General features: G+C 58.2%; 14 protein-coding genes. 7 read left to right on the top strand and 7 right to left on the bottom strand.

What is annotated here, in order from left to right:
- Positions 1–13: 13 nt before the first annotated feature.
- The 5 genes from mexE to ACZZ0B_RS11960 form a co-directional block, all read right to left on the bottom strand.
- Entirely contained in the window at positions 14–1,267 is a 1,254-nt protein-coding gene (gene mexE, locus ACZZ0B_RS11980) for a multidrug efflux RND transporter periplasmic adaptor subunit MexE (RefSeq protein ID WP_158832914.1), read from the bottom strand.
- A gap of 267 nt (positions 1,268–1,534) precedes the next feature.
- A complete protein-coding gene (locus ACZZ0B_RS11975; protein WP_463545290.1) occupies positions 1,535–1,987 on the bottom strand; it encodes a DUF805 domain-containing protein in 453 nt (150 codons plus the stop codon).
- A 15-nt stretch (positions 1,988–2,002) separates the two neighbouring features.
- Positions 2,003–2,350 carry a DUF4190 domain-containing protein gene (locus ACZZ0B_RS11970; protein WP_008086479.1) on the bottom strand — a complete coding sequence of 116 codons (348 nt, stop codon included), beginning with the start codon at positions 2,348–2,350 and terminating at the stop codon, positions 2,003–2,005.
- A gap of 159 nt (positions 2,351–2,509) precedes the next feature.
- Complete coding sequence (locus ACZZ0B_RS11965; protein WP_463545289.1) at positions 2,510–3,163, bottom strand: hypothetical protein; 654 nt, start codon at positions 3,161–3,163, stop codon at positions 2,510–2,512.
- Between the two features lie 141 nt (positions 3,164–3,304).
- Positions 3,305–4,219: a LysR family transcriptional regulator gene (locus ACZZ0B_RS11960; protein ID WP_008086482.1), complete on the bottom strand. Its 915-nt coding sequence runs from the start codon at positions 4,217–4,219 to the stop codon at positions 3,305–3,307.
- A gap of 269 nt (positions 4,220–4,488) precedes the next feature.
- Between ACZZ0B_RS11960 and ACZZ0B_RS11955 the strand changes: the two genes are divergently transcribed.
- The 4 genes from ACZZ0B_RS11955 to pgm all read left to right on the top strand — a co-directional run bounded on the left by ACZZ0B_RS11955 (position 4,489) and on the right by pgm (position 10,729).
- A complete protein-coding gene (locus tag ACZZ0B_RS11955; RefSeq protein WP_008086484.1) occupies positions 4,489–5,511 on the top strand; it encodes a zinc-dependent alcohol dehydrogenase family protein in 1,023 nt (340 codons plus the stop codon).
- A gap of 548 nt (positions 5,512–6,059) precedes the next feature.
- Complete coding sequence (locus ACZZ0B_RS11950; protein WP_463545288.1) at positions 6,060–7,526, top strand: hypothetical protein; 1,467 nt, start codon at positions 6,060–6,062, stop codon at positions 7,524–7,526.
- A 49-nt stretch (positions 7,527–7,575) separates the two neighbouring features.
- Positions 7,576–8,976: an aminotransferase-like domain-containing protein gene (locus ACZZ0B_RS11945; RefSeq protein ID WP_463545287.1), complete on the top strand. Its 1,401-nt coding sequence runs from the start codon at positions 7,576–7,578 to the stop codon at positions 8,974–8,976.
- Positions 8,977–9,082: 106 nt separating this feature from the next.
- A complete protein-coding gene (pgm, locus tag ACZZ0B_RS11940; protein ID WP_463545286.1) occupies positions 9,083–10,729 on the top strand; it encodes a phosphoglucomutase (alpha-D-glucose-1,6-bisphosphate-dependent) in 1,647 nt (548 codons plus the stop codon).
- A gap of 140 nt (positions 10,730–10,869) precedes the next feature.
- Here pgm and ACZZ0B_RS11935 read toward each other — a convergent pair whose 3' ends face one another.
- Positions 10,870–11,565, bottom strand: coding sequence for a pirin family protein (locus ACZZ0B_RS11935; protein WP_463545285.1), 696 nt, complete (start codon positions 11,563–11,565; stop codon positions 10,870–10,872).
- Between the two features lie 238 nt (positions 11,566–11,803).
- Between ACZZ0B_RS11935 and ACZZ0B_RS11930 the strand changes: the two genes are divergently transcribed.
- Positions 11,804–14,278: a UvrD-helicase domain-containing protein gene (locus ACZZ0B_RS11930; protein WP_463545284.1), complete on the top strand. Its 2,475-nt coding sequence runs from the start codon at positions 11,804–11,806 to the stop codon at positions 14,276–14,278.
- A 49-nt stretch (positions 14,279–14,327) separates the two neighbouring features.
- Here ACZZ0B_RS11930 and ACZZ0B_RS11925 read toward each other — a convergent pair whose 3' ends face one another.
- Positions 14,328–14,600: a DUF1652 domain-containing protein gene (locus tag ACZZ0B_RS11925; RefSeq protein ID WP_008086496.1), complete on the bottom strand. Its 273-nt coding sequence runs from the start codon at positions 14,598–14,600 to the stop codon at positions 14,328–14,330.
- 263 nt (positions 14,601–14,863) lie between these two features.
- Here ACZZ0B_RS11925 and ACZZ0B_RS11920 point away from each other — a divergent pair, with 263 nt between their 5' ends.
- Positions 14,864–15,679, top strand: coding sequence for a helix-turn-helix domain-containing protein (locus tag ACZZ0B_RS11920; RefSeq protein WP_463545283.1), 816 nt, complete (start codon positions 14,864–14,866; stop codon positions 15,677–15,679).
- Positions 15,680–15,731: 52 nt separating this feature from the next.
- Positions 15,732–17,138: an NAD(P)/FAD-dependent oxidoreductase gene (locus tag ACZZ0B_RS11915; protein ID WP_463545282.1), complete on the top strand. Its 1,407-nt coding sequence runs from the start codon at positions 15,732–15,734 to the stop codon at positions 17,136–17,138.
- Positions 17,139–17,147 lie beyond the last annotated feature (9 nt).

Raw genomic sequence — 17,147 nt, 5'->3', positions numbered from 1 at the left:
GAGTTGTCGTCCCTTAACCGCGTGGGGTCGTGGCGGCCAGCTTCACAACCGCACCGGACGCACCCTTGGCAGGGGCGACTTTGGGCAGGTTGCTGGCTTCCAGCGCTTGACGTTGTTGAGCGAGTGCCGCAATCGTTTGTTCGCTGGCCATCGGCACCACTTCTGGGGTGACCGGCGAGCCAGGGCGAACCCGTTGCAGGCCCTTGACGATGATCGTGTCGTCCTTGTTCAGGCCGGTACGGACGATGCGCAGGCCTTCGATTTTCGGACCGAGTTCGACGGCGCGGTACGCGGTTTTGTTGTCCGCATCCATCACCAGCACGAACTTCTTGCCGAGGTCGGTGCCGACGGCTTCGTCGTTGATCAGCATGGCGTTGTAGGTGCCGCTGCCGACCAGTTTCAGTCGTGCGTACAAGCCTGGGGTGTAGGTGCCGTCGCTGTTATCGAACACCGCGCGACCACGGATGGTGCCGGTTTTCGGGTTGACCTGGTTGTCGACGAAGTTCATCTGGCCCAGGTGCGGGTTGCCGTCTTCATTGGACAGGCCCATGTACACCGGGGTGGTGGCGCCGCGCTGACCGTTACGGGCAAGTTGGGTGTACTTGAGGAACACACGCTCATCGGCGTCGAAGTAGGCGTAGACGCGGTCGGTGGAAACAACGCTGGTCAGTGGCGTTGTGTCGGCGGTCACCAGATTGCCGGCGGTGATCTCGGCACGGCTGACGCGGCCACTGATCGGCGCGGTGACGCGGGTGAAGCTGAGGTTCAGTTTGGCCAGATCCAGTTGCGCTTGCAGTGCGCCAACGGCGGCGCGGGCTTCTTGGGCAGCGCTGGTGCGCGAGTCGGCCAGTTCGGCAGAAATCGCGTTGCTGGCACGCAGACGCTCACCACGGCCGGCTTCGTTTTCGCTGCGGGTGGCGTTGGCACGGGATTGGGCTACCAGGGCTTCGAGGCGGCGTACCTCGGCCTGGAACGGGCGCGGATCGATCTGGAACAGCAGGTCGCCTTTCTTGACCAGGGCGCCTTCAGTGAAAGCGACATCGTCGATCTGGCCGGAGACCCGTGGACGAATTTCAACGGTTTCCGGTGCTTCGAGGCGCCCGGTGAATTCGTCCCATTCGTTGACCGGTTGTTCGATCACCTTGGCCACGCTGACTTTGGCAGCAGGTGCGGTGGCGGCAGTCTCCGGAGTCTTGCCGCAGGCGCTCATCACCAGTACGGCCAACAAGGCCAACGGGAAGCGCAAATGTTTGAGTGACTGTTCCATGGATGCATCCGCCAATGTATTGAAGATGGGCGGATGATGCTCGGCGGGGTGTGATGGCACGAATCGAATGAAGCAAAGGTAACTATCATTCGGAATGATATAAGACCGAAGCGAGCCCTCTAGCATGCACCTTTCGTTAGGGGGCTATCAATATCTGTGATGAAAGTTTCATGATGGGTTACCTGGCAAGTCACGTTGCATGTGCAGATGCCAGAAACAAAGAGACGGCCATGAAGGCCGTCTCGATCAGCCAGAGGCTGGTGTGTATCAGTTGATGCCTTTGCGGTTCGGACCGAAACGGTTCGGGCCCGGCTGGCTGTCTTGCGCCAGGAACACCAGGTTGACGATTGGCAGCAGCATCCACCAGCCGCTGCGGTCGGTATCGTGCATACGGCGCACACCAACGGCAATGCTCGGCAGGAACGCCGCCAGGCTATACAGGTTGTACAGGATGCCGCCGGTCTGAAGCAGGGCATCGACAACGCCGAAACCAATGGAGACGCACAGGCTGATCAGAAAGAACATCCAGTATTCACGGCGAGTCGCCCGGCCCTGAAACACGACGTAATTCTTGAACGCTTCCACATAAGGATTACCCGTCGCAATGGCGGGGCCCTGTGCATAGGACTGTTGGGTTGCTTGCGGCGCCCCACATTGTGGGCAAGCCACGGCCAGAGTGCTTATTTCCTTGGCGCAACCGCGGCAGAAAACCATGCTCATATTTTTTCCCTAAAATTAATCAATCGACAGCCCTAGAAACACAAGCCCAGCCAAGCCCGACAAGACAACGCCGGCGATTGCGAGATTGTGTCCAGGGTTTCTTTTGTTGATGCTGATGATGCCGCAGATGAGACCGGCAACAGCGAAAGCGCCCAAACCGGTGAGCGTATCTCTGTCCCATTCGGAATCATCAAATAGGCTGAGTACACAGAGGATGCCTAAAACCAACGAAACGATGGCCAGCCATGGCGTACCGACTGCGTGAGGCGGCACGACGGCCTGTTGGCTCGCCCCGCATTGGGGGCAGGAGGGCGCCGTTTCGTGAAGCTCCTTGGCGCAAGCACGACAATAGACCATTGCCATCGTTTTCCTTAACTGAGTGCGAAATCCCCGACCTTCCATAGGCCGAGGCGGCGCTAAGTTAATCTTTATTACCAAATTTGTCATCAGGCACTGTGCCATTAATGGCATTTTTGCCAAAAGCGAGGCTTGGTAGTGCATTTCGGGGTGCTATTAAGGGCGTCAAGTCTGCGGAGTTTCATCCACTACGCTGACCTGCAATCGCAAGGTCAGGCCCTGCAGTTGTCTGTTTTTCAGAACGCCCAATAGTGGTCCTTTGCGTACCTTGCCGTTGGCATCCACCCCGACGCAACGGAGATCATGCATCTTTGAACCTTCACGCTCGGGGTCTTTCCAGCGACAGCGCACTGCAAGCACTTGCTCGTCCAGACGAATCGCAGGCTCTTCGTCTTCTCTCAGGAACGTCTCGACCTCCACCTCGACAGTGGACACGCCAAACTCTTCCGGATCGGTGCCGGGTTGCCCCTGAATCCGGAAGCTGAAACCGCTGAGTACGGCCAAGCAATCGGCGACGGTGTAACTCACCCTGACCTCGAACTCAGTAGTGAACGGTTCGGCATGCGCGGGGCTGTAGAAGTCTTTTCTGTCAGGGTCGGGGTCCCCGGCGTAATCCTCGGGCAACAGACATACACCGCCGAACAACGGACTGTAATGCGCGGTTGTATCGACACTGAACTGAGCCGGCATCTGCGTTTTCAGCGTGGTGTAATTCGACATCATTGCGCAACCACTGCCGAGCATTGCCAGGCTGATCAATAGCAGCGTGCGCAGGGCGCGCACTACGGGAGTTGCGTAGACGTGTTGCAGAAAAAGCATTAAGTCCGTCCTTGTGACTTTGTATGAGGCTGTGGATTGCGGGGGGCGTATCTTAAGTGATTCCTGCGGCGCCATGCGCATGATTGTTCAGATGCAAAAAAGCCCCTGGAACGGGGCTTTGACGGTGTTTTGCAGTTCGGCTCAGAGACTGTCCGGGTCGCCGAAGAACATCTGAATCCGCGACCTCAACCAACGCTCCCCCGGATCATTATCCTGCGACCCACGCCACGCCATGTGCAGCTCGAACGTGCGCGTCGGCAACGGCGGATCTTCCGCCCGAACCCCGCCAGCCGCCGTCAACGCTTCCGCCGTGTAATCGGGCACGGTGGCAACAATGTCAGTGCCGGCAAGCAGCGTACTCAAACCGTTGAACTGCGGCACGGCCAGCACCACGTGCCGTTTGCGGCCGAGCTTCTCCAGTTCCTCATCAATAAACCCGCTGAGGTCGCCCGCAAACGACACCAGCGCATGCGGCCGCGCGCAGTAGTCATCCAGGCTCAACGGCCCCGGCACGGTGTCGGCGCGCAGCAGTTTCGGCTGGCTGCGGCGCAAGACTTTGCGCTTGGCGTTGGCCGGCAGGTCGGTGGTGTAGCTGACGCCGATGGAGATTTCGCCTGAGGCCAGCAGGCCCGGCATCAAGATGTAGTTGACGCGGCGCACCACCAGCACGATTCCCGGCGACTCGGCGCGCAGGCGTTTGAGCAACATCGGCAGAAGCGCGAACTCGACGTCATCGGACAAACCGATGCGGAACACCGAGGTGCTGGTCGCCGGGTCGAACTCGGACGCGCGGCTGACAGCCGTGGAAATCGAATCGAGGGCAGGCGAGAGCAGGGCGAAGATTTCTACCGCCCGGGCGGACGGTTCCATGCTGCGCCCGGTGCGGACAAATAGCGGGTCATCGAACAGGCTACGCAGGCGCGAGAGCGCCGCACTGATCGCTGGTTGACCGAGAAACAGCTTTTCCGCCGCCCGGGTCACGCTGCGTTCGTGCATCAATGTTTCGAATACGATCAACAGGTTCAGGTCGACACGACGCAGGTCATTACGATTCATCTGGAGTCCTGGCAGAGTCATCAAGCTTGACGAGAGCGGCCATATGAGAACAATGGCCGGCATGAATCTTACGGGGAAAGGCTGGTACTCTGCACCGGAAAATTCAGCTTTACTGAGACGGTGGCAGCAGTTTTTCATGGATTTTGCCAATGCCGCCCCTGCTGCGGAATCAATAACAGGCATGTCGACTATTAATAGCCACTGATAGTCTTGGGTCAAAAGCCCAGATAGAGTTCATGGCATTAGAGGTTACTTTGACGAGGTTTGCGATGTCCCGCACGATCCGTTTTCACAAGTTTGGTCCCGCCGAGGTGCTCAAATGCGAAGAGCATGCGGCCGCTCAGCCAGGTCCTGGCGAAGTGCAGGTGCGTGTCGAAGCGATCGGCATCAGCTGGTATGACACGCTCTGGCGTCAGAACCTGGCCTCGTCTCAGGCACGTTTGCCTGCAGGCCTCGGTCACGAGATGGCCGGTGTGGTCACCGCCGTCGGTGACGGTGTCGATGATCTGTCGGTAGGCGACAAGGTTGCCAGCTTTCCGGCCGAGAGCGCGAATGATTATCCGGTCTACGGCGAGCAGATCGTGCTGCCCCGTACCGCGCTGACCCGTTATCCAGACGTCCTCAGCCCGATCGAAGCCAGCGTGCATTACACGCCGCTGCTGATTGCCTATTTTGCTTACGCCGATCTGGCGCGGGTCAAACCGGGGCAATTCGCCTTGGTCACTGACGCCAGCCATTGTGCCGGACCGTCCTTTGTACAGCTGGGCAAAGCATTGGGTGTCCGCGTGATTGCCGCCACCAAAACGGCGGAAGAGCGTGAGTACCTGCTGTCTCTTGGCGCCGAGAAAGTCATCGTCACCGAGGAAGAAGATCTGCTGATGCGGATCAACAAGATCACCGACAACCGCGGCGTTGATGTGGTGTTCGATGGCCTTGGTGGCCCGCAGATGTCGTTGCTGGGTGACGTGCTTGCACCGCGCGGCAGCCTGGTGTTGTACGGTCTGCAAGGAGGTAACCAGACGCCGTTTCCGGCTTGTGCAGCGTTCCAGAAGAACATTCAGTTCTTTGTCCACTGCATCGGCAACTTCACCGGCAAGCCGGAACTGGGCATCACTCAGGATCACGTCGCATTGCAACGTGCCTTGCGTGACATTAATCAGCTGACTGCCGATCGTGTGCTTCTGCCACTCAAGACTCGAGTGTTCCCGTTCAACGAGTTCGTCGAGGCGCACCGCTACATGGACGAATGCCCATGCCGTGAACGGGTCGCTTTGCAAGTCGAACCGGCGTAATACCTCAGATCAGAGTCCGTGGCCCCACGGACTCTTTGTGTTTATCCCGCCCCACCCCCGAGACAGCCTGCGCCACAGCCGCGCGGGGCAGTTCAGCAACTGAACTGCTTTTTGCTCTCGATCTGTATCTTCTAATCATCATATAAGCCCTGATAATTGAATGATTACTTTCATCTCAAGGAATGAGCCATGTCTGTGCATTCTATTTGTCCTGCGCGCTATCAAGCGTCTACTTATTTCCGCCACGTCAATTTCTGTTTAATAGTTGTAGGGCGATTCCGAAGCTGCGTCTTTTTTTCTTGTGCTCAATTGTCGTGGGACGTTGTGGGAAGTTTCCTAGGGCATTTTATAAGAAAAAAAACACTAGCAATAACAATGGGTTGAATTCACTGTTTAAAACAGCGCAAACCTTTAACAGCTCAAGTGTTTCCAATAACTACGGTTGCGTAAGTGTTAGCATCTGAGCGTCTATTACTTATTGATGAATTGTCACGCGGCCGCCTTTTCTGTCCGTGCGACATGAAACTATTGATACCGGGTGCATACCGATGAGCACGATCCATGACCAGGCAATGAATTACGTCTACCAGCAAGTATTGCAGCGTTTGCTGAGTTTCTTCTCGCGTGCGGAGCGTACGGCCCTGCAGTTGCTGATCCAGCGACTGTCTGTGGCAGCGGGTGGTATGGAGCACATCGGTAATTTCAAGGTATTGGTGGTTCAGTCCGGGTCACGCGACAGTTGTTACACGCTGGCGTTGCTGCGCGCCGCACAACTGAGCATCGCCGGGAGAGCCCCCGCGACCTTCCAGCTGCGTGTGGCCACTTTGCGCTGGAGCGGCAGCGGTCAGTCAGCCCTGCAAAACATGCATCGCAGCTTCAGCGCCCTGTTTCTGCATGACGACCCACGGGTCGAGCTGTTAATGGTTGATCATCGAGAGGTGATGCCCTTTGATTACCAGGCGCCCATCGGCGAGAGCGGTCGTGATGCGCACCGCCGCAACTTATTGATGGTGGGGCATTGCCGCACCTGGAATGAGCCGCTGGAATTTTGGGATGACGCCTACCTGGCAACGGCCGAGTTTTATGGGCAGATTGCCCGCTGGAATAACGGCGTGGATGCGATGATCGGCAGTGAAACACCGCGCCGGCAGTCACTGTTTCTCGAAGGCCTCAATCGTGCCGCCCAGAAGGCCGGAATAGGCGGGCTTGCGGAGAACCGCGGTGGTTTTGAGATGCTGTTTCCACTGCTTGATCAATTGGGAGGCGATTACTACCGGCACTTCTATACCGATGACGAAACAACCCCATGGCGCCCGGAAGGGCAATTTGAAGCCTGCCGTCGCACCAGCTACATCGATATCAACGACATGATTGTCGGCAAGCTGGAGGAGCGCTGGCCATTGCTCAGTGAATTCCTCGGCGTGCAGGCCGACGATCTGTCGTTGTATCAGGGCGATAACGAATTCGCTGATCCGTTGCTGGCTGCTCATTTACAGGGATTACAGGCCAGCCTCGTCGAGGCGCGAACGTACGAGGCGGGCGTTTCCGAATTTCTTCAGGACACGTTGCTCGGCATGCGCCGCAAGCAAGTGCCGGAGCCGGTGTGCGAGCAGTTGATTGCCGCGTTCGGAAATTTGTCAGACCTTGATCAACTGCGTGCGAGGGCTTCAAAGCAACTGCAGGAAACGTTTGAACTGAGTGAAGTCCAGGTGGCGTGCCTGATGTTTGCACCCTTTATAAACAAAGGGTCGGGGCTTGAACGATTCTTGCGTCATTGCCATCCCGGCATGTTGGTGGCCCTGCCGGACCTGCATCGTGCGATGCAAGGTTTGCATGCCTCCGAGCAAGTGATGAAGTGGATGGTTGATGTCAGCGGCTTGCCGGTCAAACTGATTGCCCGCTTGTATGCCATGGGGCCTGTGTGCATGGCGCAGGCATGCGGCAACGCTGCGCAGGGCACAGGGCTGGACACTGGATCGAGCCTTTCAGCCGTCGACCGGACGGCGGAAGGTTAAGCGTGAGTCGTCAACCGACAATGGCAGCCATAACTCAGGTTTTTGGGTCATGAAGGCCCTGCGGCAGAACGGTTTCGCGTATCAGGCGGTTTACCGTTATTTGAATCTGCTGATTGATGAGTCTGACAGTGATCGCACGGTGCGCTTGCCTTCTTTGCGGCATCTGGCGGATCGGTTGAATGTATCGATATCCACCATCCAGTACGCTTATTCATTGCTGGAAAAGGAAGGGCGCGTCTTTTCAGTGGCCAAATCGGGCTATTACGCGCAAACCGCGCCGTCGTTGATTTCGACGGGCAGTGCTGATGATCTGCTTGAAGCGGTATACGTCAATGCCAGGCGTGCGGGCATGTGCGTATTGAGCGCCGATGATCCGGCTTCGCTGCAACCACTGGACAGTCCCTTGTTGATGCTGGAGCGGGAGTTGTTGCGTCAATATCCGCGTCAGCCACTGCTACAGATGCAACCCTGCGGCGAGCTTGAGTTGCGCACGGTCCTTGCCGCGCGCTACACCACCTGCGCTGTGAATGGCTGGCAGGCAGATGATGTGTATATCGGGGCGGATCTGCGCGGTGTGTTGGAGATACTGATCTCCGTTCTCCAGTTGCGAGGCGCAACCGTACTGATCGAATCGCCGTGTGACTGGATGATCCTGCGGCTGTTTCAAGCGTTCGAGGTACAGGTCATCGAGTTGCCCTTGCAGACCGATGGCGGTCTTGACCCGCAACGTCTGGCATCCTTGCTCGCCAGTGAACGTGTTGGCCTGGTTGTGCTGTCGTCGGTCCTGAACATGCCCCACGGCAGTATCAGCCCGCAAGCCAACCGGCAAGTCATTGCGCAACTGCTCGCAAACCATGGCACGTGGGTATTGGAGAATGACAGTTGCAGTGAGCTGGCGGACGTTCCGCATGTGCAGCGCTTGCGCGAATGGGTCGACCCTGATCGGTTGCTGATTTTTTCCGCCTTCGACAGGATCATCGGTGCCGAGGCGCCTTACGGTTTTGTCTTGTCTCGGCAATGGCGCAGTGAGTTGCAACGGTATTTTCTGCTGCGATCCTTCCGTTTGTCTGCCGCTCGCCAGAAAGCGATCGCGCGGCTGTTGGCTAGTGGGCGCGTCGATCAGCATCTGCAGGTATTGCGGCGGTTGCTCAAAGAGCGCCGAACGCAACTGATTCAACTGCTGCGCGAACGTTTGGGGGAGGCCGTGCAGATCATCGATCCGCAGGGTGGGGCCACGGTCTGGATGCATTCGGTGAGACCTGTGGACATGAGCGAAGTGTTCCATGGTTTGCTCAAGCAGCAGGTAGTCATCGCACCTGGCGAGCTGTTCAGTCTCAATGGTCACTACGCTCATCACTTGCGACTGAGCCCGATCTGTCACAGCGAACACGATCTGGCGACTGTGGTCGGGCTGGTCGGGGATGCCCTGCGTCTCGCGCCCGGAGGCTGATGTTAAAAAACTTCCGGGATGCGCCGGATACATCCCATCGCACTGCGGTCAAACTGCCAGTAAACTGCGCTGTATTTCCTGAACCACTCTATCTCAGAGGTTTTGCATGACACTCAGTCCTTTTGCGGGCAAACCGGCACCGGCAGAATTGTTGGTCGACATCCCGCGACTGGTAACGGCCTATTACACCGGCCAACCTGATGCATCGGTTTCCACCCAGCGTGTAGCGTTCGGTACGTCCGGACACCGGGGCAGTTCCTTCGACCTGAGTTTCAATGAGTGGCACGTTCTGGCGATCAGCCAGGCCATCTGCCTGTACCGCGAGGCCCAGGGCATCACCGGCCCGCTGTTCGTTGGCATCGATACCCACGCCTTGTCGACTCCGGCCGGCGCGAGCGCTCTGGAAGTGCTGGCAGCCAACGGCGTGACCGTTATGATTGCCGAGGGTGACGAATACACCCCGACGCCAGCGATCTCCCACGCCATTCTCTGCTACAACCGCGGCCGCACCTCGGGCCTCGCCGACGGCATCGTCATCACGCCGTCGCACAACCCGCCACAAAGCGGCGGCTACAAATACAACCCAACCAACGGCGGCCCGGCCGACACCCACATCACCAAGTGGATCGAAGCCAAGGCCAACGAACTGCTGGCCAATAAACTGGCGGGCGTGAAGCGCATCAGTTACCAGCAGGCACTCAAGGCCAGCACGACTCATCGTCACGACTACCTGAACAGCTACGTTGCCGACCTGATCAACGTGATCGACTTCGATGCCATCCGTGACGCCAAATTGCGTCTGGGCGTTGATCCGTTGGGCGGAGCAGGGGTGCGCTACTGGTCGGCCATTGCCGAGCACTACCGCCTGGATCTGCAAGTGGTGAACAAGGAGGTCGATGCGACTTTCCGCTTCATGACCGTCGACTGGGACGGCCAGATTCGCATGGACCCATCGTCCAGCCACGCCATGCAAGGCCTGATCGGCCTGAAAGAGCGTTTCGACGTAGCATTCGCCTGTGACCCGGACCACGACCGCCATGGCATCGTGACGCCATCGGGTGGCTTGTTGGCGCCAAACAACTATCTGGCAGTTTCCATCGATTACTTGTTCCAGAACCGTCCGCAATGGCGCGCCGATGCCGCCGTGGGTAAAACCGTGGTCAGTAGCGGTCTGATCGATCGTGTCGCCAAGCGCCTGGGCCGTCGCCTGTACGAAGTGCCGGTCGGATTCAAATGGTTCGCTGATGGCTTGTTCGACGGCTCGTTGGGTTTCGGTGGCGAGGAAAGCGCTGGTGCATCGTTCCTGCGTAAGGACGGTGGTGTGTGGAGCACCGACAAGGACGGTCTGATCCCGGCCTTGCTGGCTGCCGAAATGACCGCTCGCACGGGCCGCGACCCGAGCCAGGCGTATCGCGCGCTGACCGATGAACTGGGCGAGCCGTTCTCGGTACGTGTAGACGCCAAGGCCAACCCGGAGCAGAAGGCGTTGCTGAGTAAGCTGTCGCCGGCACAGGTGACCTCGACCGAACTGGCAGGCGAGAAGATCCAGAGCATCCTCAGCCACGCGCCGGGCAACGATCAAGCCATTGGCGGTCTGAAAGTGATGACCGAAAACGGCTGGTTCGCCGCGCGTCCGTCGGGCACCGAGGACATCTACAAGATCTACGCCGAAAGCTTCATCAGTGACGACCACCTCAAGCAACTGGTGGTTGAAGCACAGACCTTGGTGGATGGGGCGATTTCCACTAAGTAACCTGGGCCTGCACACTTTGTAGGTGATGCATCTGTGGTGAGGGGATAAATCCCCTCACCACAAAGACACTCAGCTACAGGGCCGTATGTCAGATGCAAAGAAGGGGTGACCAAATGGTCACCCCTTTTTTTGTCTGCCACTCAAGCCAGATCGACCAGCACGATCTCACTGTCTTCAATCGCCATGACCGTCAACACCTGCTCATCGGCAACCGCCACGCCGTCTCGAGCTTGTGCACGCAAACCATTGACCTCAATCACTCCGGTTGCCGGCACCAGATAGGCCCGACGTCCTTCATCGAGTCGGTATTCGGCCGTTTCCCCAGCCTTGATGTTCGCTGCGACCAAGCGTGCATCGGCACGAATGCGCAAACTCTGGTCATCACCGTCCTTGCCACTCGCCAGCGTCACAAAGCCTTCACGCTGACCTTTGGGGAATGGCTTGGCACCCCACGACGGCGGTGCGCCGGTTTCAGTCGGCAGGATCCAGATCTGAAAGATCTTGGTGTCTTTGGCTTCCAGGTTGTATTCGCTGTGCGCGATACCGGTGCCAGCGCTCATCACCTGGACGTCGCCAGCTTCGGTGCGACCCTTGTTGCCGAGGTTGTCCTGGTGAGTAATTGCGCCTTCACGCACATAGGTGATGATTTCCATGTCGCGGTGCGGGTGCTGCGGGAAGCCCGTGCCGGCGGCAATGATGTCGTCGTTCCACACCCGCAGGTTGCCCCAGCTCATACGGTGCGGATCGTAATACTCGGCGAACGAAAAGTGATGGTGGGCATCCAGCCAGCCATGATGGGCACCGCCCAGCGAGCTGAAAGGTCTGAGTTCAAGCATGATCGTCTCCTGAAACCGGTGGTTTATGGCGCTGATCATCTATCAGGAAAGCATCGATAAAAAGCGTAAAAAGTGCGGCATCAGGATCGAATTAATCGATTGAATGAAGGTTGCAAATTGCTTCAACTCACCTTCAATTCATCGCCTAAACCAATGACATGAAAGCATTTCGCTAGAACTGCGCGGCAAATACAGACACCATAGCCCTCGACAGCCTCACACCCTGGAGCCCCTCAGCGTGGTGCAACACATTCCCGATCTTCCTCCCGAACTTCGTCCACTGGCTGAAATGCCGTGGTTCAAACGCTTGGCCGCGCGGTTCTTTGGCCATGGCCTGACGCGCCTGCGCGCGCAGCATCGCGCGTCGTGGTTGCATGGCCAGGCTGATGGTTTTCGCAGTGGTCACACCGCAGGCGTCGAGTACGGTTTTAATGAAGGCAAGCTCGAAGGCCTGGAAGAAGGGCGGCAAGTCCTGCTGATCCGCGACAGCCGCAGCACCGAACATCGTCCACCGAGTGTCGATAATCATTTGTTCGACGACTGGCGGCTGCCGCTGACCGCTGAACTCAAAAAGCGCATCAAGGCTGACGTCGCCCGTTTGCTACCCGAGCACGCGCAGCCTAGCGCCGCGCAATGGAAGATGATTTTCAGCGACACGCCATCGACGTCAGTGGTTGCTGGCGCCGGCGCCGGCAAGTCGACCACGCTGGTCTTGCGCATTCTGTTACTGAACCACTATCTGGGGTTTGAACTCGATTCGCTCACCGTGGTGACGTTCACCCGCGAATCGCGCAAGGATTTCATCAATAAACTGATCGAACTATTCACGCTCTGGGGGCAGCCATTGGGCCTCAAGCAGGCGCGGGAACTGGTGCGCACGTTCCATTCGCGCATCCTGCCGATGGTGCGCAGCCTGCCGGGATTCGAACGTTTGCAGGCGTTTGAAAACCTCAGCCACCGCGTGCAGGGCAGTGATGAAGACGTCGACAGCAATCCGTTTGACCTGCGCATCAACGACGCCCAACGTCAGCAACTCAACGCCTGTTATCACCGCTTGTTCAACGAGGACGAGCGTTTCCGCCAGTTGATTCAGCCGTTGTCGCGCGCCGGCTTGCAACTCAAGGAGCTTGAGCGCGAGCATCCCGACGTGCAGAAGCGCATGGCCGTGACCGAACTGGCGGCCAAGCGTGATGAGGAATTGTGCGACGCCATTGAAGACCTGTGGTTGCGCGCCGGTGCCTGGCCGATCAAGGGCATCGAGCCCAAGCGTCAGACTTTCGACATCAATGGCTCGACATTCCACAGCCATGGCTACATCCCAAGCCTGGATGCCTGGGTGGTGCTCGGTTTTGATTCGCAGGAAAGCCCGCAAATCTGTCGCCCCAACGCCAAACTTTCAGTGCGCGCGGAGTGGGCTGTAAAACGCACCCTGTTTCAAGCTTTCTGTCGTAATCCATTGATATGGTTGGATTCCTACGAATCTTCCAGGCGCGTATTGGCGACGTTGGCAGGTGACGCGACTGCAGGGCCTGGCTTCGATTACAAGGTCAAAGGCGAGTTGGCGTCTGCGCCGTTACTCGACTGTTTTGTCGCTGCGGCAGGCTTTATCGAGAACCTGGGGCTGGACGTTCCGGACGCCGTCGGGCGAATGAGCTTTGCCAAGGACGATCCGGATCGGTTCTTCTTTGAAGCGCTGAGCCTGTTCTGGCGTGCGTTTGAAGATCATTTGCTGGACCAGAAGCCCCCCGTGATGACCTACAACCGAATGTTCGCGCTGTTCAGCGAACATTCGCCAGAGAACCTCAAGCTGATCAGCGATGAGTTGCTGCGGTCGATGTCGCATCTGATGATCGATGAATTTCAGGACGTTTCGCCGCAGATCGTCTCGTGGATTCGCGCCAGCCTCACTGAAATCCGCAGTCGCGGGCCGGCCATGCATGTCGGCCGGGGCGCTCAGCGCTCGTCATTGCTTTGCGTGGGAGATGACTGGCAGTCGATTTACGGCTGGCGTGGCAGTTCGCCCAGTTACTTCATGGAATTCAACAAGGAATTCCCTTCGCCAAGCACCACGCGGGTGATGCTCAGCGACAACTACCGCAGCCATCAGCACATCATTGACGCCGCTGAGCATATCGTTCGCGCCGCACCGGCAATTGCTGGCAAAAAAGCCAAGGCCAGTGGCGAGCCGAAGCCTTTGCAGCCCGTCAAGGTACTGGAACGCGACGATCAGGCCTTGGGCGAGCGCCTTGCCGAGCACTATCGTCAGGGTGATTCAATCTTGATGCTGTATCGAAAAAGCAGCGATACGTTATTGATTGAACAGCATATTCAGTCAGTAGTTAATGTGGATTCGAGCTTGCCTTATGAGGCCCGCCGACTTAAGCAACTGACGTATCACAGTGCCAAGGGCCTGCAGGCCGATGCGGTGTTCCTGCTCGGCGATTGCCAGCACCTGACCAGCTCGCCGTACAAGAATCAGGTCTATCGCATGGCCGGCTTGGGCAAAAGTGGCGACAGCGAGCCGTACGACAGCGCACAAAAGGACGAAATCCTGCGCCTGGCGTACGTCGGCATTACCCGGGCGGTCAGCCATTGCTACTGGTACGTCGAGCCGCAGGAAAATCAGGCAGTGAGCATGCCTAGGGCATCTGATCGTGTCGCTGCGGGCAAGGCATTTTTTGCCGATCACCGGCCAGCGAAGAAAATCGCCTAAGTACAAAAAAGCCCGCATCGCTGCGGGCTTTTCGTTTTAAATCATGATGTTATGCATAACTCCTGAGCAATTCTGGAGGTACGAAAGCCTCCAGCTCATCCTCCACCGCCTCGATAATTCGCTCGACATCCGCCGCATTCATCACCGTGGCACACGGGATGCCGGCGATGGCGATCATGGTTTCGCCACTGGCGCGATCAAACAGTCGGGCAATCATGCTGCCCGGTGCATCCATCGTCGCCTCGAAACCCATGGGATGAAAATGCCAGCGCATCAGCTGGCAGGCGTTGGGGAACGTGACTTTGCTTGACCCTTTGTTCATGTGTTGCCCGCCTTCTTCATCGAGCGATTCCTTTTGCTCATGTTAGGTGGGAAGAGCCTTCATTGGCTCAACCGGTGACTGACATTAAAAGTAGCATCCGCGTGTGAATTTCCTGTGAGATTTTTCAGTTCATTTTGCGATTGCTTCGCATTTTTTGATGTAAGTCACGGCCTACGCAATCATCGCCAAAGTGCCACTACGGATTAGTCATTGAAGCCTGTGCCGAACTTGGGCAAGCTCGATTCTTTTTCGCCGAGCCTTTTATGCACGACGACGACGACGGCCCGGAACAGACCCAGGCAACGGCCGCCACGGTCATGCGCTATCACCTGAGCTGGAAACACCGCGATCTGGACGCCGTGATGGCGCTGTATCACCCGGACATTCAATACAACGATTTCTTTCAGAATCGGGTGCTCGGCCTCGACGAGTTGCGCGAGTACGTGCGCGTCAGCATGCCGCGTGAATCCGACGAACTGCTTGAGCATTGCGACCGCATTCGCGTCGACGGCAGCACCGCGTTCATTCAATACGAAGTGACTCTGCGCGGTGGCGACGGCCTGGTGTCGTTTCGCTCCAGCGAAGCGATCACGGTCAAGGACGGGCTGATCTGGCGCGTCAACGAATACGCCTCGCTGGTGCGCACGCAAACCGCTGGCGCGACCTCATCAAGCCAGCGCCCGGCGGTGAGTCGCCTCGGGTTGTCGCCGCGGCAATTGAGCTTCATGGCCGACGACTTGCAGCAGTACTTCGAAAAACAGCAGCCCTATCTGGACCCCGAACTCGACCTGCAACGGGTGGCGAAGGAGTGTGGGTACAGTCGCAATCAGATTTCCTACCTGCTCAACCAAGTGCTCGGGCAAAGCTTCTATCGCTACGTCAATCAGGCACGCTTGCAGCATTTGCTGCGTTCACTGGAACACGCCGCGCCACCCGTGCGCATTGATGAACTGGCGTTCGCCGCCGGGTTCAATTCGCTGTCGGCGTTTTACAGTTGCTTCCGCCAACACACCGGGCAATCGCCGAAGGCTTACGCGAAACAAATTTCTTTGCGGACACGCGCGCAAGACTTGTCCTGAGGACAGCCACTAGGATCGACGCCATCGAAGGTTTTCAGTGGCGGAGTCTTGCATGCCGGCGTGGCGCACTATCAGTTTGTGGATGGATCAACTCGACGAGCCGCTGACCGCGCGGCCCGAGCTTGAGCGGGATCTGGATGTCGACGTGGCAATTATCGGCGCCGGGTACACCGGGTTGTGGACGGCCTACTACCTGAAGAAGCTGGCGCCAGGCCTGGACATCGCCATCGTCGAGGCGCAAACCGCCGGGTTTGGTGCGTCCGGTCGTAATGGCGGTTGGCTGATGGGCAATCTGCTCGGTGAAGATCGACTGCTGGCCGGTCTGTCGCCGCAACAGCGCCGCGCTTCATTCGACCTGCTGCACAGCATTCCTGATGAAGTAGAAGTTGTCCTCGAACGCGAAGGGATCGACTGCGATTATCGCAAGGGCGGGGTGCTTTACTGCGCAGCACGCTACCCGGAGCAAGAGGCGACGTTGCGTGAATACCTGGCCAAGTTGCACAGCCAGGGCCTGACCGACAACGATTACCGCTGGCTCAGCCCTGAGCAACTTGCGCAGCAGATTCGTATCGCCAAACCCTACGGTGGCATCTTCGCGCCGCACGTGGCGACCATTCACCCGGCCAAACTGGTGCGCGGCCTGGCGCGTACCGTGCAGAACATGGGCGTGAAGATCTACGAGAACAGTCCGGTCACCCACTGGCAATCCGGCAGCTTGCGCACGGCCAAGGCCAGGGTGCGCAGCCGCTGGATCGTGCCGGCGGTGGAAGGCTATTCGGTGACGTTGCCGCCGCTGGGTCGCTATCAGTTGCCGGTGCAAAGCCTGATCGTCGCCACCGAACCGCTGTCCGCCGCCACCTGGGATGAAATTGGCCTCAATCGCGGCCAAGCCTTCAGCGAATTCAGCCGTCAGGTCACTTATGGCCAGCGTAGCGCCGACAACCGCCTGATCTTTGGCGCCCGTGGCGGTTATCAGTTCGCCGGCAAGCTGCGCCACAACTTTGATCTGACCCGCGATGAGGTCGAACTGCGGCGCTATCTGTTCGGCGAACTGTTCCCGCAACTGAAAAACGTGCAGATCACCCACGCCTGGGGCGGCAACCTCGGTATGTCGCGCCATTTCAAGCCGCACATGCTCTGCGATCGCGCCAATGGCATCGCGCTGTCCGGCGGTTATGGCGGGGAGGGCGTCGGCGCCAGCAACCTCGGCGGTCGCACCTTGGCCGATCTGATTCTTGAGCGCGATACCGAACTGGTACATCAACCGTGGGTACTGCCGGACGGCGGCATTCATGCACTGCGCGCCTGGGAGCCGGAGCCGTGTCGCTGGCTCGGTTACAACGCGATCATCAAAAGTTTTGTCCATGAAGACCAGACCCTGGCCAACCCGGCGACGGCGCCATGGCGGCGCAAGCTCGCCAGCCAGGTCGCGGGGTTCATGGAAGGTTTCATGCACTAACGCCGTTCT

This window comes from Pseudomonas sp. AC247 (assembly GCF_979258015.1).
Note: the sequence above shows the minus strand (reverse complement) of the source record. Positions and strands in the feature narration are given on the sequence as shown.

Coding starts and splice junctions, on each gene's coding strand:
- mexE (WP_158832914.1), bottom strand. CDS start 1,267: ATGGAACAGTCACTCAAACATTTGCGCTTCCCGTTGGCCTTGTTGGCC.
- ACZZ0B_RS11975 (WP_463545290.1), bottom strand. CDS start 1,987: ATGAGCATGGTTTTCTGCCGCGGTTGCGCCAAGGAAATAAGCACTCTG.
- ACZZ0B_RS11970 (WP_008086479.1), bottom strand. CDS start 2,350: ATGGCAATGGTCTATTGTCGTGCTTGCGCCAAGGAGCTTCACGAAACG.
- ACZZ0B_RS11965 (WP_463545289.1), bottom strand. CDS start 3,163: ATGCTTTTTCTGCAACACGTCTACGCAACTCCCGTAGTGCGCGCCCTG.
- ACZZ0B_RS11960 (WP_008086482.1), bottom strand. CDS start 4,219: ATGAATCGTAATGACCTGCGTCGTGTCGACCTGAACCTGTTGATCGTA.
- ACZZ0B_RS11955 (WP_008086484.1), top strand. CDS start 4,489: ATGTCCCGCACGATCCGTTTTCACAAGTTTGGTCCCGCCGAGGTGCTC.
- ACZZ0B_RS11950 (WP_463545288.1), top strand. CDS start 6,060: ATGAGCACGATCCATGACCAGGCAATGAATTACGTCTACCAGCAAGTA.
- ACZZ0B_RS11945 (WP_463545287.1), top strand. CDS start 7,576: ATGAAGGCCCTGCGGCAGAACGGTTTCGCGTATCAGGCGGTTTACCGT.
- pgm (WP_463545286.1), top strand. CDS start 9,083: ATGACACTCAGTCCTTTTGCGGGCAAACCGGCACCGGCAGAATTGTTG.
- ACZZ0B_RS11935 (WP_463545285.1), bottom strand. CDS start 11,565: ATGCTTGAACTCAGACCTTTCAGCTCGCTGGGCGGTGCCCATCATGGC.
- ACZZ0B_RS11925 (WP_008086496.1), bottom strand. CDS start 14,600: ATGAACAAAGGGTCAAGCAAAGTCACGTTCCCCAACGCCTGCCAGCTG.
- ACZZ0B_RS11920 (WP_463545283.1), top strand. CDS start 14,864: ATGCACGACGACGACGACGGCCCGGAACAGACCCAGGCAACGGCCGCC.
- ACZZ0B_RS11915 (WP_463545282.1), top strand. CDS start 15,732: ATGCCGGCGTGGCGCACTATCAGTTTGTGGATGGATCAACTCGACGAG.